The 16987-nt window shown below is 56.0% G+C and carries 18 protein-coding genes and 2 pseudogenes; 7 read left to right on the top strand and 13 right to left on the bottom strand.

Going from position 1 to position 16987, the window contains the following annotated elements; translation table 11 throughout:
* Positions 1-75 precede the first annotated feature (75 nt).
* Complete coding sequence (locus tag SCU88_RS12545; protein ID WP_138097578.1) at positions 76-834, bottom strand: SDR family NAD(P)-dependent oxidoreductase; 759 nt, start codon at positions 832-834, stop codon at positions 76-78.
* 143 nt (positions 835-977) lie between these two features.
* Here SCU88_RS12545 and SCU88_RS12540 point away from each other — a divergent pair, with 143 nt between their 5' ends.
* Positions 978-1559, top strand: a complete 582-nt coding sequence (locus SCU88_RS12540) for a TetR family transcriptional regulator (RefSeq protein WP_175340502.1) — start codon at positions 978-980, stop codon at positions 1557-1559.
* 27 nt (positions 1560-1586) lie between these two features.
* Positions 1587-2143, top strand: a pseudogene (locus SCU88_RS12535) (nucleotidyltransferase family protein).
* 71 nt (positions 2144-2214) lie between these two features.
* On the opposite strand, the gene SCU88_RS12530 reads toward SCU88_RS12535, so the two are convergent.
* From SCU88_RS12530 to SCU88_RS12500, 7 genes and pseudogenes are all read right to left on the bottom strand, one after another.
* On the bottom strand, positions 2215-2757 hold the full coding sequence (locus SCU88_RS12530; protein WP_175340501.1) for a chorismate mutase: 543 nt from the start codon (positions 2755-2757) through the stop codon (positions 2215-2217).
* Between the two features lie 129 nt (positions 2758-2886).
* A complete protein-coding gene (locus tag SCU88_RS12525) occupies positions 2887-3324 on the bottom strand; it encodes a hypothetical protein (RefSeq protein WP_175340500.1) in 438 nt (145 codons plus the stop codon).
* Complete coding sequence (locus tag SCU88_RS12520) at positions 3321-3677, bottom strand: tlde1 domain-containing protein (RefSeq protein ID WP_175340499.1); 357 nt, start codon at positions 3675-3677, stop codon at positions 3321-3323. Before SCU88_RS12520 ends, SCU88_RS12525 begins: the two co-directional genes overlap by 4 nt.
* Positions 3661-4178: pseudogene (tssD, locus tag SCU88_RS12515) on the bottom strand (type VI secretion system tube protein TssD). Before tssD ends, SCU88_RS12520 begins: the two are co-directional and overlap by 17 nt.
* Before the next feature lie 358 nt (positions 4179-4536).
* The gene (locus SCU88_RS12510) at positions 4537-5076 is read right to left on the bottom strand and encodes a DUF2058 family protein (protein WP_175340498.1); all 540 of its coding nucleotides are present in this window, start codon (positions 5074-5076) and stop codon (positions 4537-4539) included.
* 41 nt (positions 5077-5117) lie between these two features.
* Positions 5118-5594 (bottom strand): cold shock domain-containing protein, encoded by a 477-nt coding sequence (locus tag SCU88_RS12505; RefSeq protein ID WP_175340497.1) that lies wholly within the window; start codon positions 5592-5594, stop codon positions 5118-5120.
* A 179-nt stretch (positions 5595-5773) separates the two neighbouring features.
* Positions 5774-6250 (bottom strand): GNAT family N-acetyltransferase, encoded by a 477-nt coding sequence (locus SCU88_RS12500; protein WP_138097571.1) that lies wholly within the window; start codon positions 6248-6250, stop codon positions 5774-5776.
* A 96-nt stretch (positions 6251-6346) separates the two neighbouring features.
* On the opposite strand from SCU88_RS12500, the gene SCU88_RS12495 reads away from it, so the two are divergent.
* From SCU88_RS12495 to SCU88_RS12485, 3 genes are all read left to right on the top strand, one after another.
* A complete protein-coding gene (locus SCU88_RS12495) occupies positions 6347-7276 on the top strand; it encodes a LysR substrate-binding domain-containing protein (protein WP_175340496.1) in 930 nt (309 codons plus the stop codon).
* Positions 7277-7422: 146 nt separating this feature from the next.
* On the top strand, positions 7423-7668 hold the full coding sequence (locus SCU88_RS12490) for a DUF2526 family protein (RefSeq protein WP_175340495.1): 246 nt from the start codon (positions 7423-7425) through the stop codon (positions 7666-7668).
* 17 nt (positions 7669-7685) lie between these two features.
* Positions 7686-8564, top strand: a complete 879-nt coding sequence (locus tag SCU88_RS12485; protein ID WP_175340494.1) for an NAD(P)-binding domain-containing protein — start codon at positions 7686-7688, stop codon at positions 8562-8564.
* A 39-nt stretch (positions 8565-8603) separates the two neighbouring features.
* Here SCU88_RS12485 and SCU88_RS12480 read toward each other — a convergent pair whose 3' ends face one another.
* Positions 8604-9131 carry a GNAT family N-acetyltransferase gene (locus SCU88_RS12480; protein WP_175340493.1) on the bottom strand — a complete coding sequence of 176 codons (528 nt, stop codon included), beginning with the start codon at positions 9129-9131 and terminating at the stop codon, positions 8604-8606.
* 181 nt (positions 9132-9312) lie between these two features.
* Here SCU88_RS12480 and SCU88_RS12475 point away from each other — a divergent pair, with 181 nt between their 5' ends.
* Together SCU88_RS12475 and SCU88_RS12470 are read left to right on the top strand one after the other, a co-directional pair.
* Entirely contained in the window at positions 9313-10344 is a 1032-nt protein-coding gene (locus SCU88_RS12475; protein WP_431810004.1) for an NADP-dependent oxidoreductase, read from the top strand.
* 227 nt (positions 10345-10571) lie between these two features.
* On the top strand, positions 10572-11348 hold the full coding sequence (locus SCU88_RS12470) for an MBL fold metallo-hydrolase (protein ID WP_138097565.1): 777 nt from the start codon (positions 10572-10574) through the stop codon (positions 11346-11348).
* 211 nt (positions 11349-11559) lie between these two features.
* On the opposite strand, the gene SCU88_RS12465 is transcribed toward SCU88_RS12470, so the two are convergent.
* The 4 genes from SCU88_RS12465 to SCU88_RS12450 are packed head-to-tail and all read right to left on the bottom strand — an operon-like array spanning position 11560 to position 16949.
* Positions 11560-12879 carry an NAD(P)/FAD-dependent oxidoreductase gene (locus tag SCU88_RS12465; RefSeq protein WP_431810003.1) on the bottom strand — a complete coding sequence of 440 codons (1320 nt, stop codon included), beginning with the start codon at positions 12877-12879 and terminating at the stop codon, positions 11560-11562.
* Positions 12876-14270: an FAD-dependent oxidoreductase gene (locus tag SCU88_RS12460; protein WP_175340492.1), complete on the bottom strand. Its 1395-nt coding sequence runs from the start codon at positions 14268-14270 to the stop codon at positions 12876-12878. The genes SCU88_RS12465 and SCU88_RS12460 overlap by 4 nt, the downstream gene beginning before the upstream one ends.
* 48 nt (positions 14271-14318) lie before the next feature.
* Complete coding sequence (locus SCU88_RS12455) at positions 14319-15755, bottom strand: aldehyde dehydrogenase family protein (RefSeq protein WP_175340491.1); 1437 nt, start codon at positions 15753-15755, stop codon at positions 14319-14321.
* Between the two features lie 3 nt (positions 15756-15758).
* Positions 15759-16949 (bottom strand): SRPBCC family protein, encoded by a 1191-nt coding sequence (locus SCU88_RS12450; RefSeq protein WP_175340490.1) that lies wholly within the window; start codon positions 16947-16949, stop codon positions 15759-15761.
* Positions 16950-16987: the final 38 nt, after the last annotated feature.

Below are 16987 nucleotides of genomic sequence, written 5' to 3'. Positions count from 1 at the left end.
GATGGAGGGAAGGGGAGGATGCCAGCGTTGTTAGTCTGAAACGCTAAGCCGGATTTCTCCGGCTTAGCTACGGCATCAGATACTTAATCCGCCGGCGATATCAATAGCGCTACCTGTAATATATCCCCCTTGCGGGCCTGCCAGGAAAGTCACCATTGCGGCGACCTCTTCCAGAGTAGCTATGCGGCGAATAGGGTGAAGATCCATCAGTGATTCCGGAACCGATTCGCCTAACGCTTCACGCGACATCTCTGTTGGCATTACGCCAGGCTGGATAACGTTTACCGTGATATTCTTTTCGCCAAGATCCCGAGCCACGCCTTTGGCATAGCCTACGATGGCCGCCTTCGTTCCCGCATAGTCGGCGGCGCCCGCGAAGGGAACATGGCCGCCCATCAGGGAGCCAATGAAGATTATCCGGCCTCCCGCAGACAGAACCTGCGCAGCGGCGCGGGTAATTCCCACCGGTCCCATAACGTTGGTTTGCCACTGGCGATCAAGATTAAGGGTATCAAGCTGAGGGTCGTCCACCGTTTTGCCCTGAACCGCGATGGCCGCGTTATTCACCAGAATATCCAGCTTACCGAACTGTGAAAGCACTTCCTGAATCAGAGGTTGAGCGGTAGAGGTATCAGCCTGATCGCTCTGAATAGCCAACGCCCGTACGCCCTTTGCTCGCAGTTTCTCTGCCACGGCCTCCGCTTTTTCACCAGATGCGACATAAGTAATCACCACATCCGCGCCCTGATCGGCAAATTGCTCGGCGATAACAGCGCCAAGCCCGCGCGACCCACCTGTGACCAGTGCTACTTTACCTGCTAATGATTTCTGCATAACACATTCCTTCCATTCATGATTGACCCCGTTGTGGGACCTGGAACCTTTCATTGCGTCAATATCGTAATGGACGTTATGAAATTAGACTTATCCCGTCAAGCGATTTAATATCGGTCGTTATGAAATAACGGGGTCATGTGATGGGACGCAATCGCGAATTTGATGTGGTAGAGGCGCTGGATGCGGCGCTTGGTGTTTTCTGGAACAAAGGGTATGAGGGGACCTCGTATTCTGATTTAACCAGAGCAACCGGCGTGGAGCGTCCTGCGCTTTATTCCGCTTTTGGCAATAAGGAAGCGCTGTTTCTGCGTGCGCTGGAGCATTATCACTCGCATTACCTGGATTTCTTTCCGGTAGCGCTGACGCAGCCAACCGCAAAAGAGGTAGCGGCGTATATGCTGCGCGCCGCCGCGGATTTGCATACCCGCTATCCGGAACATACTGGCTGCCTGGGAATCAACGGTGCGTTGGCCTGTTCTGACGTTGCAAAGCCGGTACAAAAAGCGTTGATAGCAGCGCGTGAAGCTGGAGAAGCACAGCTGTGTGAAAGATTTGAAAAGGCTAAAGCCGAAGGCGACTTGCCTCAGACTGCCGACTGCGCAGCCTTAGCTGCATATATGTGTACCGTACTCAATGGAATGGCTATCCAGGCAAAGGCGGGGGTGGGGCGTGACAAGCTGGAGGCGATAATCAATCAGGTGCTGGCAGGCTGGCCATCCTGAGTGGGGGGCAGGAAAGAGCGCTCTTCTATGAAATATCAAAAAACACTGCAGCGATTATTGTTAAACGATCCTCTACGGATGAAGGCCCTTTACGCGGTTCGGGCTTTACAACTCTGCGATGGTTGGATCGGTGCCGGTTTTGTACGGGATGCCGTATGGGATTACTTACATGGATATGGGCAAAGGCCCGTCACTGGCGATGTGGACGTGGTCTGGTTTGACGCTGAACGTGCGACTCCGCTCAGGATCGCGACCTGGAAGAGAGACTTAGCCAGCAGCATTCTTCGTTCAACTGGTCGGTGAAGAATCAGGCCAGAATGCATCAGCGTAACGAGCATGTTCCTTATCTTTCAACAGAGAATGCGCTGCGATACTGGCCAGAGACCGCTACGGCTGTGGCCGTCAGAATAGGGGATACGGGCCTTATTGAGATTATTGCGCCCTGGGGCCTTGACGATCTGTTCGAACTGCGACTCAGGCCAACACCGCAATTCGAACGGGAAAAGTTCGCTATTTTCAGGCATCGCTTAGTTTCAAAACGGTGGTTAGAACGCTATCCCCTGTTGCAGCTTATCCTTCCCTGAATGAATGCTTTCACCTGGGTGTGCGCACCCGGGCTTCCACGCGTAGCGAACTGACGGGGCGCTCTCTTGCGCTATTGGCTGGCGAGCCGCACCTGTTTTAGCGTCTGCCACAGTCGCTGCTTATCGCTTTCGCTCAGGTTTTTCTGGGCAAGGGTATGGATAAACTGCGCTTTTTCAGCATCGCTCAGGGGCTGCCCGGATTTCAGCCGTTCGGCGGTTTGGGCCAGAATACGCTGGCTTAACTGCGCGATTTTTTCCCTGATTTCCGCTAACGGTCGCGGGGACCAGCCGCTTTCCGGGGCCGCCAGCCAGTCGGCGCGATAGCGATACTGAATCGCTTTGGCGGCATCCATCTGGGCCTGAATAAAAGTCGCTACGCTGGCGCCATCCAGCCCCATAGCGCGCGCCTCGGCCACCGACTTTTCCAGTACCCGCTTTTCCTGGGCCAGGTCTTCAATCGCCAGATGATGCCGGGCCTTATCGCCCGCCACATCCTTCATAAAAGAGAGCCTGTCGTTAATCAACGCAGCGACAGAGGCATCCGCCATTGCGCTAAGGGGAAGGGCGGTGACCGTCAGCAGAATCAGTGATGGGGGGAGTCTGGTCAGAAACATAGGGCTCCTGTGGGAAATCATATGTGTTATCGGGTTGTAGTATATTTCATCCAACACGCTGACAATTCGGAAAAATCGGGGGAGAGAAGAGATAATTACCCGGCCACTGACTGACCGGGGCAATTAAGCTTACTTAACCTGATGGGCTTTGTCTGCTTTCCATTCTTCGTAAGTTGCTTCAAGGAACCACAAACAGGATGCACCCTTATCGGTACTCAGCAGCGCCAGACGTGTCCGCTGATAAAAGTCTTCCACAATTGCAGAGGGCTTTTCAACTGGCACACCGCAGACAATATCTGTCCCGATCATATATGGCCATTTGTGGGCATCAATGACACTGAGCGCATCCAGCGCCCCGGGGGGATTGGCCGCCAGCGCCAGAGACAACGCATCTTCCAGTTTCACCGCTTGATTAACATCAGCAGCAGCGGCAAGGTCGGATATCTGATTCAGCCATATCTGTTCACCGGCAGCGACGCCTTTCAGGGCATCAGGCCAGTTTATTGTCGTCGCCACGGAGGTGGCAACCACGCCCGGAAGCAGGAGTAACAACCCCAGGCGCTTCATCGCACAACCTCAAGTGTTCCGCCCTCACGCAAGACGCGCCGTCTCGTAGCCAGGGACATTATGATACAACCCTGCGACGCGAATCCCGCAGGCTTGCCCACTCGTTCGCCGTGTATACGAAACGCAGATCGGCCAAACGTATCTCCGGATATCTGCTCAAGGATAATGGTGTAAGGACCTTTGGAGGCAGAATGCCCCGCAATCCGATATTTTCCCCTGGGAAGTGGCCCCATTCCTCTTACCTGCTGGCGATCGGGGTTGTTCTTATTGGTCAAGACGCCGGAGTAACCCGTCTCAACCAGTTCGCTCCCGCTGTACAGTCTGCCGGTGCTTTGTTCATATTTCCATCCCATGGTTGCCTTCCTGTGCCGTTGCGTGTTCGTTCCAGTTGTCAAAATGAATGATGTTACCGTCGGCATAACGCCAGGTTATTTTTTCGTACATCAGTTCAACCAGATCAAGGTGGTTTCGCTGCTCACCGTATTTCGATTTAACGTCATACATAGCTGGCCCGATGCTGATAACGATTACGCCTTCCATTAACGTACTGAAATATTCAACCTCCTGTCCGGTATCGTTGATACGATAATACTTCACCTCTGCCGATTGGAGCTTCTGCCCGGTGGTCACGGCCTTATAGAGATAAGGGGTGAAGCATCGGTTTCTTTATCAAAAGTGAATGGGGAATGTTTCCGGGGTGCCTTTGTTTTGCCAGTTGCGTTGTCAGTGGGAAGTTCGACGCCATGATTGAGGCCGATTATTTCGATACTACCTTCACGGCCAGTAACATCCACGGAGCCACGGATATCAGCACCGCCATCATCTTTGAGCCATAAATACGCAGGGATTGCCATCGTTTAAAACTCCATTTAACACAATAATAAGAAAAGTCCTGTTATGCCTGACAATTACGTGGAGCAATGACGTTATCGATCATAAATTGAGCTGTCAACGATGCATTCTGAATTTTTTGATATAAATAAAAAAGCCGGAGTAATTCGCTTTTTATCGGGATGATGCTTTCTAATAGGGTGGGGATATCTGCCAGTCACGTTATATGAAAAAGTCGTAAACACCGGAGATATCACTTTATTCCCTAATATTATGTGAACCAGTAATTATCCATAGCAATCATTTATAAATCTAACAACCACCCTGAATGGTTTGCCAGGGCTGCTTTCGCAGCCCTGAATCTGTATGCACAAGGACGTATCACCACATCAAATCATCCGGCACTTTAAAGTCGGCATAAGGATCGTCTTCATCCTGCTCTTCCTGGCTCAGCGTGCTATTTAATACAATGCTGCTGGCATCGCGCTGGGCGATTTTATCGGCGACGCTGGCGGGGATAATCGCGTATTCGCACTCATCCCTGCCATCGATAGTCAGGCGGGCAATGGCGAGACGGCCGTTGATAAGCTGCGTCTGTGTCAGCTTATCCACGTCAATTTTTTTAATCAGGTTATTGTCGGTGAAGTTAAAGCTGATATCGCCTTTTGAAATGGAGATTCGATTCATTTCAATCAACTGTTTTACCTGGGCTTTATACTCTTTCGACAAAGCCGCCTGCTTTTGCTGCTCGCTTAGCTGTCTGTCGCGCTCAAGCTGCGCTTTTTTGTTCTCTTCTACCGCCGCTCTTGCCTCGCGGGCCTGAACGCGTGATTTTTTGGCGGTTTTCTGGACCTTGGCCATTTTTTTGCTGGTCACGAGTCCTGCTTTGAGCATCTGCTCCTGTAGGGTGAGTTTTGTCATCCTGGTTTCCAAATCTGTTGATAATCTCTGACGTAAGGGTATCAGACCTTGAGCAGCTTCACGGTGGCCTCTATGTCGATCTCGTCTTCCGAGAAGATCAAAATCGTTCCCTGGAAGGTGGTAATCGCCAGTTTCTTCAGGGAACGCATATCACCGGGCTTTATGTCAGACTTCGGTTTGATACTGTTCATTAGCGCCCCTACGGACAGCACCGCGTTCTCTTTATCAATACGGGTATCGGCAGGCACCTCTTCGCTATACACCAGGTAAGACTTGATCGATGTGAGCTTCAGGCGCTCACCCGCGATATAGAGGTATTTGCTTTCCGGCACCACCTTCACCGCATAGGCGGACAACCCTTTGTTGTTGGTGGTGGGCTCAAACGTCACCGCAGCATCTTTCTTTATTAACTCAGGATTGGCGACCTTAATCACGTGAAAATAGCGGTTTTCGCCATTTTCATCTTTGATAAAGCCAAAACCTTTATCCTGAAACCACGTTGTGATCGTTCCTTTCATTGCCTGGTACCTGCTTAATCGTTTATCTACTCAGTTTTGCAGCGCAAAGTGTAATGCACAATGCTGGCGCAGACTATGGCTTATTTGGTGTGAGTCCTGAGAAGGGGCGTTGGAAAGGAGGGGGGGTTAGCGCGGCAGACTATGGCACACAGCGCCACAGTCTGCTATGAGGTCGGGACTTATTCCGCAAAGTTGATAAGCGCATCTCCGGACAGGCGATAGCGTACCCACTCACTCTGTGGAAGGGCGCCGATACTCAGGTAGAAGTCGATGGCGGGTTGATTCCAGTCCAGCACGCTCCATTCCAGGCGGCCACACTGTCTGGCTACGGCATATCGGGCAATGGTTTTCATTAACGCTTTACCGGCGCCGTTGCCGCGAAAGGCGGGTGACACATAGAGATCTTCCATATAAATGCCGTTACGGCCAAGCCAGGTGGAATAACTGGTAAAAAAGACGGCGTAACCCACCGCTTTACCCGCTATTTCACAGATCAATGCTTCGGTTTTGCTGTCTGCGCCAAACAGCGAAGTTTTGATCTCATCAGGGGTGGTTACGACCTCTTCGGGGGCTTTTTCGTAAATCGCCAGTTCATAAATCATGTCGTAGATGGCCTGGGTGTCGTTCGGGGTCGCCTGGCGAATAATCATACTCATTGTTTTTCCTGCCGTTTATGTCGTGTGGACGTTGAGATTGTCTGCTGACAGCATAATCAGTATTGTTAAAAGAATTAAGTGCAATGAAATCACATAATGATGAATACTATGCATCCAGCCCTGCGGCGCATCGATCTGAACCTGTTACCGGCATTTGACGCTATCTATCGCCATCGCTCAGTCCGGATGGCGGCAGAAGAGTTGATTATGAGCACGTCCGCTTTGAGTCATGCGCTGTCTCGCTTGCGGATTGCGCTAAACGATCCGCTCTTTTATCGGGAAGGCCATCGAATGTGCCCCAGCGTGTACGCAACGCAGATAGCCCCCTCCATCGCTTCTGCATTAGCCTTTTTAAACCAGGAGCTGATCCCACAACCCGATTTTTCCCCCGCCGTTAGCAGCGACTGTTTACAGATTGCCATCACGGACTTTACCGCTTTTTGCATCTTCCCTGCGTTGATGAACAGAGTGCAACACAGGGCGCCGGGTCTTGGTTTTGAATTGCGTTATTTGCCACACAGTCCGGCATTAACGGAACTGCTGGCGGGAGATGTCGATCTGGCGTTAGGATTCAGCGCCCGGGATGAAACGGAGCACCCGGATCTGGACGCTATCTGCTGGCAAAGAGACGACTACGTGGTTATCAGCCATATGCAGCGCTCGCATTTAACGTTGAAGGATTATCTGGCGGCCAGGCATCTGGTGGTGACCCCATGGAATGAGGCGTACGGCGTTCTCGATCTGGCGCTTGAACGCATGGGGCATACCCGGCAGGTTACCGTTAAAACCCCATCAATGCTGAGTGCCCCCTTTATTATTGAGGAATCCGATATGTTGATGGCGATTCCTCGTAGCGCTGCCGAAAAGTTTGCCCGTACGACGCGAATTAAAATCTTTGAATTACCGTTTTATGTACCGCCTTTTGACGTGAAGATTTACACCCATAAACGCAGCGGCAAACGCGGCGCAACCCACTGGCTGAAAAACGAATTGCAACAAATGGCGAATGAATTAGCCGGTGAATGAGTCAGTGAATCTGACATCGTCCAACTTTCCGCCACTCGTTACCCTGACCGCCTCAATATCCGCATCCCACTGACAATCAGTGATAAACTGATAACGCTGTCGCCTGAGCAGGGGGCGGCGTTAACAGACTGAAAAGAGGAGGCGATATGTCCCATCTGGATGAAGTTTCCACCCGCGTTGATGCGGCGATTAAAGAGGGAGTCATCGCCCATATGAATGAGCTGCTGATTGCGTTAAGCAACGACGGCGAACTGGGGCGCGACGATCGTTATCAGCAGCAGCAGCGCCTGCGCATCGCCATCTCTCACCATGGCCGCAAACACAAAGAAGATATGGAGCGGGAAAGTGAAGAGCGTAACGCACGCCTGACCCGCGGCGGCACTATTCTCTGAATTCAGGAGCATTAACAATGCACATTGCTTTTATCGGTATGGGCGGCATGGGGCAGCCCATGGCGTTGAATCTGCTGGCCGCAGGCCATGAACTGGCGGTATGGAATCGCTCTAAAGAACCGACTCAGGAGCCGGTTGCCCGGGGCGCCAGGGTCTGCCGCGCGCCGGACGATGTGGGAACAGCGGATGTGCTGATCTCGATGCTGGCGGATGACGATGTCACCCACAGCGTGGTGGTGGAAAGCGGCGCGCTGGCGGCGCTGAAGCCCGGCGCTGTCTGGATCAATATGGCTACCGTTTCGGTCGCTTTTACCCAACGCATGGCGCAGCTGTGCAGCGAGCAGAAGCTGCGCTACGTGGCGGCGCCGGTACTGGGCAGGGTGGATGTGGCGGCCGCAGGGCAGCTGAATATTCTGGCGGCGGGCGAAGAGGCCACCCTTAACGAAGTTCAGCCGCTGTTTGATGTGCTGGGCAAACAGACCTGGCGCTTTGGCGAGCTGCCGGAGCAGGCGGCGGCGGTGAAGCTGGCGGCCAACTTTATGCTGGCCAGCGCCATCGAAACCATGGGCGAAAGTGCCGCACTGGTGGAAGCCTGGGGCGTGGGCAAGGGGGATTTTCTGAACATGATGACCTCCACGCTATTCTCTGCGCCAGCCTATAAAAATTACGGCGCGATGATCGCTGAAGACAGGTATCAGCCTGCCGGATTTACCATGAAGCTGGGGCTGAAGGATGTGCGGCTGGCCCAGCAGGCGGCAGAGAGCCGTAACGTCCCCATGGGCATCGCCGGGGTACTGCGCGACAGCTATCTGGATGCTCTGGCCCACGGCGATGAAAAGCTGGACTGGGCGGCGCTGGCGACCGTAAGCGCGCGGCGCAGCGGCCAGAAAAAGTAATAGTAAAAAGGCGGTGCGCCGAACGGGCACCGCCTGAAATCAGGCGCCTTGTTGCGTATCAGGCTGCGACCGCTGGTCGAGCTGTAGCTGCATAAAGGTCAGATCCAGCCAGCGGCCAAATTTGGCACCCACCTGCGGCATCTGTGCCGTCACCCGAAATCCCAGCTTTTCATGCAGCCGCAATGACGCTCGATTACGGGACTCGATGCCGGCCACCATCACATGCTTGCCCTGACGGCGCGCTTCGGCGATCAGCTGTTCCATCAGCCGGAGCGCAATACCTTTGCCCTGATGGTCGGGATGGACATAAACCGAATGCTCCACGGTATGGCGAAATCCTTCAAAGGCGCGCCAGTCTCCCCAGGAGGCATACCCGGCTATCGCGTCGTTGTCCTCGCAGGCCACCAGCACCGGGTAGCCAACCTGCTGGCGCTGGTTCAGCCAGGCGATGCGGTTATCGGCATCCACGGTTTGCTCATTCCAGATAGCATCGGTATGCAGTACCGCATGGTTATAAATAGTGGCAATGGCGGCGCAGTCCTCGACCCGCGCCTGGCGAATATTCATGGTGTTCCCTGTCCGTTTATCAGTTGTTATCCCTTTCTGAATAACAGGGAGCTCGCCGTGAATCAAGGGCTGAGGATAACAAATTCATCCCCCGGAAACAGGGCATTACATAAAGAAGGGCGCCAGTCGCTGGCGCAAAGGGCTATGCTATGGGGGAGTTTGAACAGCACAGGAGTGAATCGTGACACAACAAGAGAACCGCCGCTGGGTACTGGCTTCCCGTCCTGAAGGGGCGCCGGTCGCCGGGAATTTCCGTCTGGAACGTGGTCCTGTTCCCGAGCCGGGTCAGGGTGAGGTGTTACTGCGCACCGTCTGGCTGTCGCTGGATCCCTATATGCGTGGGCGAATGAGCGATGCACCGTCTTACGCGCCGCCGGTTCAACTGGGCGAGCCGATGCCGGGCGGTACTGTCTGCCGGGTGGTGACGTCACATCATCCCGACTATCAGGCCGGCGACTGGGTGCTCAGCTACAGCGGCTGGCAGGATTATCAGCTCTCCGACGGTAGCGGACTGGTGGGGCTGGGCGACAATCCGTCGCATCCCTCCTGGGCCCTTGGCGTACTGGGGATGCCAGGCTTTACCGCCTATATGGGGCTGCTGGATATCGGCCAGCCGAAGGCGGGGGAAAACCTGGTGGTTGCCGCCGCTACCGGCCCGGTCGGGGCCACCGTGGGGCAGATCGGTAAGCTGAAAGGGTGCCGGGTGGTCGGCGTGGCCGGTGGTGAAGAGAAATGCCGCTATGCGGTGGAGACTCTGGGGTTCGATCAATGCCTGGATCACCGTGCGCCGGATTTTGCCGAACAGCTGGCCAAAGCCTGTCCGCAGGGTATCGATATCTACTATGAAAACGTGGGCGGTAAGGTGTTCGATGCGGTGTTACCGCTGCTGAATACCAGCGCCCGTGTTCCGGTATGCGGCCTGGTTTCCGGCTATAACGCCACCCAGCTGCCGCCGGGGCCGGATCGCCTGGCGCTACTGATGGGCACCATCCTGAAAAAGCGCATCCGGATGCAGGGTTTTATTATCGGTCAGGACTACGGGCACCGGATTGACGAGTTCCGCCGCGATATGATCCCCTGGGTTCAGCAAGGCAAGATCCACTATCGCGAGATGGTAATCGAAGGCCTGGAGCAGGCGCCCCAGGGGTTGATCGACCTGCTGGAAGGGAAAAACTTCGGTAAGGTGGTGGTGCGCGTCGGCGCAGATGACTAACCGATAATTTACGGCGGGCTACGGTCCGCCGTTTTTCTCTTTGCCTCTGGTACTGGTTCCGCCACAGTAATATCCCGCCAAAAGCCGTCTGTTTGCAGGCGACTTTAAACTCCTGTCGTTTTGGCCCAAAACAATCGCTGATTGTCCTTTGGGCGAATAGTGATATCTGCTGGCTGTAGCATACTAAAGCCCATAGCCGCTATAGCTAAAACTGACAGGAGCAGACAATGAAAATTACCCAGGTACGTAACGCTACCCAGATTATCGAATATGCCGGTAAAAAGTTTCTTATCGATCCGTTACTGGCAGAGAAAGACGCTTACCCTGGCTATGAAGGCTGTGTGCGTTCGGATATTCGGGTGCCGATGGTCGAACTGCCCTTTGATATAGCCACATTACTGGATGTTGACGCCATTATCGTGACTCATACCCACCCGGATCACTGGGATGACGCTGCCGTGGCGCAGATCCCCAAAGACAAACCGATCTTCGTGCAGAACGGCAGCGATGAGCAACTACTGCATTCCCAGGGATTCACCAGGCTGACGGTGCTGACGGAGCAGACCCTGTTCGGGGATATCGCGCTGATTAAAACCGTCTGCCAGCACGGCACCGATGCCGCCTATGCCAACCCCGATATTGCGGCACGGCTGGGTGATGCCAGCGGCGTGGTGTTTAAGCATCCGGACGAAAAAACGCTGTATCTGATCGGCGATTCTATCTGGGTGCCATCAGTTGAAGATAATCTGACAAAACATCGACCCGATGTGCTGATAATGAATACCGGTTGGGCCCATATTCTTCACTATGGACCGATCATTTTTGGCAAAGAGGATCTGATTAAGGCACATCTGATACTGCCGCAGGCGCAAATTGTCGCCACCCATATGGAAGCCATTAATCACTGTCTGGTGACGCGTAGTGATTTAATGGAATATGCGCGAATTAATGAAATCGATAATTTTGTTAGTGCGCCGTTGGATGGGGAATCTCTGGTGTATTGAATTGAATGACGGGGCGCGGTTTGCGCCCCGTCAGGTTGATGACAAAGAGGGAAAAAACGTGGTTTTTCCCTCTTTGTGGTTATCAGCCGAAAATCAATGAATTGATTTTCCTTGTTTATTTTTCTGGTGATTCTGGCCGAACGTGTTCGGCCCAGGTTTGTCATCAGTCTCACGGGGCGCTCTTTGCGCCCCGTTTGTTACGAGTACGCCACTACAGTTCCCCCCGACTTTGCCATCTCGCCAGGCGGATCCGGCTGCGCACCCCCAAACCGAGCAGCGGCTCGGGGGGATTGCGTGAAGGCATACCGGTGACGGCCTGAATATCCGCCAGCAGGGTGGATTCCTGTCCCAGCGCCAGATCGGCAAGCATTGTGCCGGAAACGGTGCCCCAGGCGGCGCCGACGCCGTTGTCGCAGGCGCAGGCGTATACTCCTTCATCCAGCTTACCGAAGAAGTTGGTGAAGTTACGCGACATCGCATAAGTACCGCCCCAGGTGTGGGAAAAGGGTACCTCGGCCAGTTCCGGGTAGCGGGTCTCAAAAGCGTGCCGATGGTCGCGGCGGATATGCTGGCGAACGTCGTCGCGCACGCTGCTGCCGTAGCGCGGCACGTACTTATAGGTGTTGCGGATCATAATGCGTCGGTCTTGGGTGATACGCAGGGTAGTACCGGCATGGTCCGCCGGGGTCAGTCCCCAGTTAAACTGTCCGCCGTAACGCTGGAGTTCGCGATCGCTGAGCGGCCGGGTCCAGCTGGCGAAAGTCATCACCGGCAGCAGCCGATTTTTCAGCCAGCCGAACTCCCGGGTAAAAATGCTGGTGCCCAATAGTAGCGTGGGGGCGCTGACCGAACCCCGGTCAGTGTATAAGGTCCAGTTTTTTCCGTGGCGATTGAGGGAGCGGACTGCCGAATTCTCATACAGCGTCACATTTTCCGGGAGCGCGTCGGCCATACCGCACACCAGCGCGGCGGGCTGCATCAGGTAGCAGCCGGGAGTATAGATGGCGCGCTGGTAGTAGTGAGTACCCAGCACGCTGGCCAGTTGTTGGCCGTCCACGCTGTGCCAGGGTTCGCCAAGATCGCGCATCAGGCTTTCAAAGTGCTCCAGATAAGCCAGACCGCGCTCGCCGACCGCTCCCTGATACTTGCCGGTGGCTGACCACTGGCACTCGATGGCGTAGTTTTCGATAAGCCGTTCCAGTCGGGCTATTGCGAAGCGGTTCAGGCCGAGGATCTTCTGCTTATGGGCGGGATCCGGATGTTCAAGGGCAAACTTATGGGGCAGGTCGATCACAAACCCCGAGTTGCGCCCGGAAGCCCCCTGACCAACGCACTGGGCATCCAGTAGCGCGATACGAGCTTCGGGGGCTTGCTCTGCCAGGCGACGGGCGATAGCCAGCCCGGCAAAACCAGCGCCGACCACTACATAATCTGCCTGACATTCGCCGTGCAGCGTCGGGCAGGCGGTACGCGGCGCCAGCGCCTGATACCAGCCGCATTCGCTATCGTCATGAGGAAGATGAATCATCATAATTCCTTAAACCGTAAGGCAGCGCTGGCGTTGACGATCTCCGTCATCCAGCCGCTGCGTTGATTCTGTATTCCGGCGCCCAGCAGGGCGAAGCCGGTCACAATATTGCTGTCGTCATAGTGCCAGGCCATCAGGTCGGCGCCGCGGGTTTCGGTATGCCACTGACCGGGGCCTGAAGGGGGATGGAACGAAAGCGGGGCGTTCGGGGTTTTGACAATCACCGGCCCCGGCGTCTGATCGACTGGCGTCATAACGCCGTTCAGACTCTGCGCCAGCGCCGGAACGGCCTGGTTAATGGGTGCGATATAGGGCCGCCAGCCGCCCGGAAATTCCGCACAGTCGCCGATGGCGAGAATCGCGTCATCGCTGGTCTGGCCGTACTGGTTAACGCAAATCCCTTTGTTGACGGACAAACCGCACTGCTGCGCCAGCCCGATATTGGGTTTCAGGCCAATGGCGCTCAGTACCAGATCGCTGTCCAGCAGTTCGCCGTTACTCAGGGTGAGCTGCCAGGCGTATTCCCCCTGGCTGCGCGCCGCGGCGACCAGTGTGGTATTCAGCCGCCACGTAACGCCCATCCGACTCAGGGCGGTTTGCAGCCCGCGGCCCACGCTCTGGGGCAGCAGGGTCGCCATTGGCCAGTGACCCAGCCCTACCACCGTCACCGCATATCCGGCACCGGCCAGATCGTGGGCGAACTCGCAGCCGATCAGCCCGTCTCCCAGAATGGTGATATGGCGCTTACCGTCAATGGCTTCCTGGAACCGGCCATAGTCCGCCAACTGGTTGACGCTAATCAGCGCTGAAGCATCGCCGTTAATGGCCGGACGAATCGGCTCCGCGCCGGTAGCCAGCACCAGTCGACCGTAATGGCAGGGGCCAATGCTGGTCTCCAGCCTACGCTGCTGGCGATCGATGCTCAGCACCCGGGTATGGGGATAAAGACGAATATTGAGCTGTTGTTCCCACTCCAGGGCGCTGCTCTGACGCAGCCGTTCGGCCGTTTTACCGCTGGCAAGGGCGCAGGAGAGCATCGGCTTGCTGTAGATTGCGCCGTCGTCGGCGGTAAACAGCGTAATGGGTAGCGACGGAGACAGCGCTCTCAGGGCCGAAGCCAGTTGATAACCTGCATGGCCGCTACCGACAATCACCACCGGCTCCTGAGATGTCGCCAGAGCGACAAAGGGAATGGCGTCTGCGGTGGGCTCCGGCTGGTCGTCGGTGATTTCAATCATCTCAAAGTCGGCTTTGCCTACCAGACATTCAGGGCAGACCCAGTCATCCGGCACGGCGTCCCACGCCGTGCCGGGGGGAATGCCGTCGTCGGGCCAGCCTTCGGCTTCGTCGTAAATAAAGCCGCAAATCACACACAGCCACTTTTTATAAGCCATAGGGTACTCCGTCGGGTCGGCTACCCCGCCGCAGAGCGGGGTAGAGGGTTAACGCGGTTGGGTTCTCAGGCGGATAGCGATATTCCGGGTATGGACATAGCCGTAGATGGCCTGCTGGCCCTTTTCCCGACCGAATCCGGAAAGCCCGACGCCGCCAAAAGGCGTCTCTATACCGCCTGCGAACCACTCATTCACAAACACCTGGCCGCCGCGAAGCTGCCGGGCCACGCCAAGAGTGCGGTCCATCTGTTGACCAAATACCCCAGCCACCAGACCAAAGGGAGTGCCGTTGGCTATCTCTATCGCCTGAGCTTCGCTGTCGAACGGCATCAGGGTCAGTACCGGGCCGAACACCTCTTGCTGAGCGATGGTCATCTGCGGTTCGGCTTCGATAACCGTGGGGGCCACAAAGTAGCCGGGTAGTTCGGGCGCGTCACCGCCGGTCAGCAGGCGTGCGCCTTCGGCGTGGGCCCGATCGACCATCGCCAGTACCCGCTGCTGCTGCTGGCGTGAGACAAGCGGCGTGATATCGCTTTGCTGATGGTCGCCAGGCCCGGTCGTCAGTGATTCCGCCAGAGCAACGACGGCCGCCTTCACTTCCTCATAGCGCGAACGTTGCACCAGCAGGCGGGAAAGGGCGGAACAGACCTGGCCCGAATTAAAGAAGATGCCATTGCGCACGCTTTCCAGCACCACATCGATATCGGCATCGTCCAGCACCACTGCGGCGGATTTACCGCCCAGCTCCATCACCGAAGGCGTGGCCCGGGCGGCGGCGTTACGCAGAATGGACTGCCCGGTGGCGACCGATCCGGTAAAGACAATCTGATCGACCTGCGGATGAGTAGCCAGATGCTGGCCCACTTCGGCGCCTTCGCCGCACAGCAGTTGCACCGCGCCAGGCGGGAAACCGGCACTGACCACGGCGCGAATCAGCAGCGTCATCGCCAGCGGTGACAGCTCCGGCGACTTCACTACCACCGCATTACCGGCCGCCAGCGCGGGCGCCAGCGAGCGGGCGCAGATCGAAACCGGGAAATTCCAGGGGACTATCTGTACCGAAACGCCAAACGGCAGATACTGGGTAAAGTCGAGATACTCATCACCCAGCGGAATGGCGCTACCCTCCAGCTTATCGGCCATTCCGGCGTAGTATTCGAAGTAACGGGCGGCTTCGCTAAATTCATCACGGGCGTCCTGCAGGCGCTTGCCGTTTTCCGTGCAGCACAGCCGGGCGCCCTGTTCGGTGATATCGCGAATGGCCTGAGCCGCTTTTAGCAGCCATTCGGTTCTTATAGCCGGGCGCACCTGAGTTAATGCGCCGCTGTCAACGCAGGCGCGGGCGGCAGCCATGGCGCGATCGGCATCATGGGTATCGGCCAGCGCCACGGTGGCGCAGGGCTGGTCGCTGGCCGGGTTATCAATGGTCAGGGCGCGTTCGGCGTCGCACCACTGGTCGGCAATGTAGTTCAGGTAGTGATCCATCCGTCAGGCCCCCAACGCCGTTTTCACCTGGCTTGCCAGCCATTTCTGGAAGAAGTGGGTGGGTTCATCCATCTCCGGCGAAAAGACGCCGCCGCCGAAGCCCGGCGAATGGCGGCCGCGCTGCATGCCCTCCACGGCGCCAATATCTTCTCCGAACACAACCCGCCACGACTCGACGGTAGCCCGGCGGCAGGCGGCGTATTGGGTGCCGGTGGCGGCATCATCGCCCACATAGAACAGGCGCAGGTGCTCAACGCTCTGTTCGGCAGAGATGGGCTCGACCATCATGGCGAAGGCGTGATCGGCCTGAATTCCCAGCAGCACATTGGGGAACAGCGCGACATATTCCGCGTGGCGCAGTTTGTCTGCAGGCCAGGCCGGGAATTTGGGCAGGTGGGTGCCAGCAGTATCCGACAGGTTATAGGCCAGACTGCCCTGACCGGCGAAGCGCTCGTCAAACATGATGTTGTAGTGATCTTCCAGTCGCGAATAGCTGTTCAGGCTGGGATGCACCCAGGGCAGATGGTAGGCTTCGCAGTAGTTTTCGACCGCCAGCTTCCAGTTGCACTGCACCTCAATTTCCAGGCGGCCGCTGCTATCGGCCTGACGCAGCAGGGAAAGCCCTTCCTGACCCAGAAAACTTTTCCATCGCTGCTCCAGCGGGGCGATATGCTGTGCAAAATCGGGGGCGTCGCCGGAAAGATTTACGAATATCATGCCCATCCACTGGGCGGAGCGCAGCGCTTTCAGACCGTGCTTTTCGCACTTAAAGCGCTCATCTTTATGCACGCCGATACCGCCGATATGCGGGGTGCCCTTCAGGTTGCCGTCCAGATCGTAGGTCCAGGAGTGGTAAGGGCAGCGGATCATCCCCTGAATCGGCCCCGCATCCTGCACCAGCCGCATGCCACGATGGCTGCAAACGTTATGAAAAACCTGAAGTTCGCCCTGGCGGTTGCGCATCATCACCAGCGGCAGATTCATGAAGTCTACCGGTTTAACGTAGCCTTTTTCCGGCAGATCGGCGCTGAATCCGATACAGGCCCAGGTTTTGCCCAGTACTTTATCGCGTTCGAACTGGAAATAGTCGCGGCTGATATAGGCCTCATTAGGCATGCCGGTGGCTTCGTTAATCGGCGTTAACACCCGGTCGACAAATTCGATGGGGATCGCCTGCGGGCTGACATTGTTCATTTTATTGCGCTCCTGAAATAAACATTGCTCGTTGTGTG

Origin of the sequence: Jejuibacter sp. L23 (assembly GCF_050815825.1) — a bacterium.
Taxonomy (GTDB): domain Bacteria; phylum Pseudomonadota; class Gammaproteobacteria; order Enterobacterales; family Enterobacteriaceae; genus Jejubacter; species Jejubacter calystegiae.
The sequence above is the reverse complement of the archived record's forward strand: the minus strand, read 5'-3'. Positions and strand labels throughout refer to the sequence as shown.